General features: G+C 73.4%; 2 protein-coding genes and 1 pseudogene. 1 reads left to right on the top strand and 2 read right to left on the bottom strand.

All coding sequences use genetic code 11. The annotated features are described in order from the left end of the window. Nucleotides 1-56: 56 nt before the first annotated feature. Together ACFW2E_RS28820 and ACFW2E_RS28815 are read right to left on the bottom strand one after the other, a co-directional pair. Nucleotides 57-263: pseudogene (locus tag ACFW2E_RS28820) on the bottom strand (ABC transporter permease); the annotation flags it as partial. Further along, nucleotides 260-2,914, bottom strand: coding sequence for an alpha/beta fold hydrolase (locus ACFW2E_RS28815; protein ID WP_384469990.1), 2,655 nt, complete (start codon nucleotides 2,912-2,914; stop codon nucleotides 260-262). The gene ACFW2E_RS28815 and the pseudogene ACFW2E_RS28820, both read right to left, overlap by 4 nt. Nucleotides 2,915-3,029: 115 nt before the next feature. Here ACFW2E_RS28815 and ACFW2E_RS28810 point away from each other — a divergent pair. Next, the coding region (locus ACFW2E_RS28810; protein ID WP_384469989.1) for a GNAT family N-acetyltransferase at nucleotides 3,030-3,486 on the top strand (457 nt) is incomplete at its 3' end.

Below are 3,486 nucleotides of genomic sequence, written 5' to 3'. Positions count from 1 at the left end.
CGAGTTTGTTAGATGTATTGTGGGTTGGTATTTTTTTATAAGAGACTGCCGGTGTCATTCGGGGTGCCCGGGTCGCGGCGGCCCCCCGGGACACCACCGATCGCGAAGGCGACGAGCAGCACGAACGGCAGCACCGCGAGGATCCCGCCCATGATCAGTGTGCGGCGCCGCTTGAGCTGGCGGACCAGCTCCACCCGCAGCGGCAGCGTGTGCCCGGCGCGGTAGCCGGAGGCCACCTCGACGGGCTCGGTGAGCGTGCTCACGGGGCACCTCCGATCAGGGTGAGGAAGGCGTCTTCCAGGCGCCGGTGGGGGCCGACCGAGGCGACGGGCACCTCCAGGCGCACCAGCTCCACCACCAGCCGCTCGGCCGTGGCGCCGGGTTCGAGCCGGACCAGCAGCCCGTCCTCGGTCCGTACGGCGGAGGCGATGCCGGGCAGCGCGGCCACCTTCTCCACGACCGGCTCCTCGACGGGTGTGCCGGTGCCGACCAGCAGCGTGTCGCCGGAGCCGACGATCTCGCCGACCGGGCCCGCCTGGACCAATCGGCCGCGGTCCATCACCACCAGGTGGGTGCAGGACTGCTCGACCTCGGCCAGCAGGTGGCTGGAGACGATCACCGTGCGGCCGGCGGCCGCGTAGCGGATCATCACCTCGCGCATCTCGCGGATCTGCGGCGGGTCGAGACCGTTGGTGGGCTCGTCGAGGATGAGGAGGTCCGGCAGGCCGAGCATGGCCTGGGCGATGGCGAGGCGCTGGCGCATGCCCTGGGAGTAGGTGCGCACCGCGCGGGCGAGCGCGTCGCCGAGGCCGGCGATCTCCAGGGCCTCGTCGAGGTGAGCGTCCTCGGGCGGGCGGCCGGTCGCGCGCCAGTACAGCTCCAGGTTCTCGCGGCCGGAGAGGTGCGGCAGGAAGCCCGCGCCCTCCACGAAGGCGCCCACCCGGGACAGCACCGGCGCGCCCGGCCGGACCGCGTGCCCGAAGACGCGGATCTCTCCGCCGTCCGGCCCGATCAGTCCCATCAGCATGCGCAGGGTCGTCGTCTTGCCCGCACCGTTCGGCCCGAGCAGGCCGAGCACCTGGCCCTTCTCCACGCGGAAGGACAGTTCCCGCACCGCGTACCTGTCGGAGGACTTCGCGTACCGCTTGCTCAGATCCCTTATCAGCAGCGGGACTTCGGCCAGCTCCGGGTCGGGCGCGGGGACCGTCGTACGGCGGCGGCCGGTGACCAGCAGGGCCAGTGCGAGGAACGCGCCGGCCGCCGGCAGCCACCACACCCAGGCGGGCAGCGGGGCGGCCGCGGTCGTGACACCGGGCGCGGTGGGCACGCTCAGGTCGCTCTTCAGGGAGACGGTGTAGGTGGCCGGGGCCGCCGGGGAGGCGTAGCCGAGGTCGGTGGAGGCGAGGACCAGGCGGAGCCGGTGGCCCTTCTGCACCTCGTGGTCGACGGCGGGGAGCGTGACCTTCACGTCCTTGCCGGACCTGGCTCCCTCCACCCTGAGGGGGGCGACCAGCTGGGAGGGCAGCACCTGCTGGGTGCCGTCGGCTCCGACGTCGTACACCTTCCCGAAGAGGACGGCGTCGTCGCCGGTCGACCGCACATGGACGGTCACCGTGGGCGATCCGGTGATCCGCAGGTCGGCGGCGACCGGTGCCGAGTCGAACCGGGCGTACTGGCCGGGGAAGTCGAGGGACACCCCGACGCCGAGGGAGGACAGCTGGGCGAGGCCGCCGCCGGCGCCGAGGCCGGGCAGGGAGGAGACGGCGGGCGGGCTGGCCCCGGCCGGGTTGGCGAATCGCTGCTCGCCGCCGCTCAGGGCGACGGTGCGCCGGTCGCTCTCCAGGCCCGGGTACGCGTCCGCGCTCGCGCCGCGCAGCCGGGCGGCGCCGTCGGTGGAGTCGACGCCTCCGGTGCGGGTGATCCGGAAGGCCGGGCCGGTGTCGGTGCCCTTGTCGTCCTTGAGGTAGCGGTCGAACCAGGCCGTCACGCGCTTGTTCACACGGCTCGGCTCCAGGTCGCCGCCGTCGTGTCCGCCCGCGACCCAGTCGACGTCGACCGGGGCTCCGTTGGCGCGGATCGCCTTCTGGGCGGCATCGGACTGGGCGAGCGTGAACAGGGAGTCCGTCTGGCCCTGCACCAGGAGTGCGGGCACCTTGATGCGGTCGGCCACGGCGGACGGCGAGCGCTCCTCCAGCAGCTTGCGCGCGGCCGCGTCCGGCGTGCCGGACTCGGCGACCCGGTCGTACATCCGGCACAGCACGGGCTCGAACCTGTCGCAGCCACCGCCGGTGTTGAAGAAGACCCCGGCCCAGAGCTTCTTGAACACGCCGTCCGGGAACAGGGCGTCCGCGAGGTTCCAGTAGGTGATCTCCGGGGCGATGGCGTCCACCCGGTGGTCGTACCCGGCGGCGAGCAGGGAGACCGCCCCGCCGTACGACCCGCCGGCCACGCCCACCCGCGGATCGCCGCTCGCGTCGAGCCGGACCTCGGGCCGCCGGGCCAGCCAGTCGATGAGCCTGGAGACGTCGGCGACCTCGTGCTTCGGGTCGTTCAGACCGACCTTCCCGGTGGACTTCCCGAAGCCGCGCGCGGACCAGGTCAGCACCGCGTACCCGTCCCGGGCGAGGTCCTCGGCCTCCTGCCGCATGTCGTCCTTGCTGCCGCCGAAGCCGTGGGCCAGCAGGACGGCCGGGCGGCGGCCGGCGGCGGTGGACGCGTAGTACGAGGTGTCGATGCGCGCCCCGTCGCCCATGCTCATCACCCGGTCGCTCCGGCGCACCGGGGGCGCGTCGTCGGAGCCGGCGGCGGCCGTCCACGTCCCGGCACCGGCGAGCAGGACGACGGCGGCCGCGACGGCCGGCATCCGCCGCGGCCTCCGAAGCAGCCCGCCGAGACCGGGCATTCGAAGATCCATGGTTCAACGGTACGGGCCGCCGCCGACAACGGATGCAGCCGCCGGGCTGAACCCCTGCCCATCCTTGGGGAGTACGGGGCTCTCGCCGCGTACACCAGCCGTGGTACGAAGGCTCATGGAGATTCGTCGCGCAGGCTCCGTCGCCGAAGTCGCCTCCGCCGAGCACCTCTTCGACCACGCCGTCCGCACCGAGTGGGCCGAGCGGTTCCTGACGGCCGCCGGACACCATCTGTTCCTGGCCTACGAGGACGGCGAGGACGCCCCCGTCGGCTTCGTCAGCGGTGTCGAGACGATCCACCCCGACAAGGGCACCGAGATGTTCCTGTACGAGCTGGCGGTCGCGGAGCCGTACCGGCGCCGGGGCGTCGGGCGGGCGCTGGTCGGCCGGCTCGCGGCGCTGGGCCGGGAACTGGGCTGCTACGGGATGTGGGTCCTGGCCGACAGCGGGAACGACGTCGCCCCAGCACCCCAAAGGAAGTGGGGGGGGGGGGGGGAGCGGGAAGGGGGGGTGGGGTACGGGGGTGAGTCGGGGCAAGGACAGGAGGGCGTGACACCCGGGGCGAACCCCCCCC

Source organism: Streptomyces sp. NPDC058964, from assembly GCF_042741275.1.
Taxonomy (GTDB): Bacteria; Actinomycetota; Actinomycetes; order Streptomycetales; family Streptomycetaceae; genus Streptomyces.
Note: the sequence above shows the minus strand (reverse complement) of the source record. Positions and strands in the feature narration are given on the sequence as shown.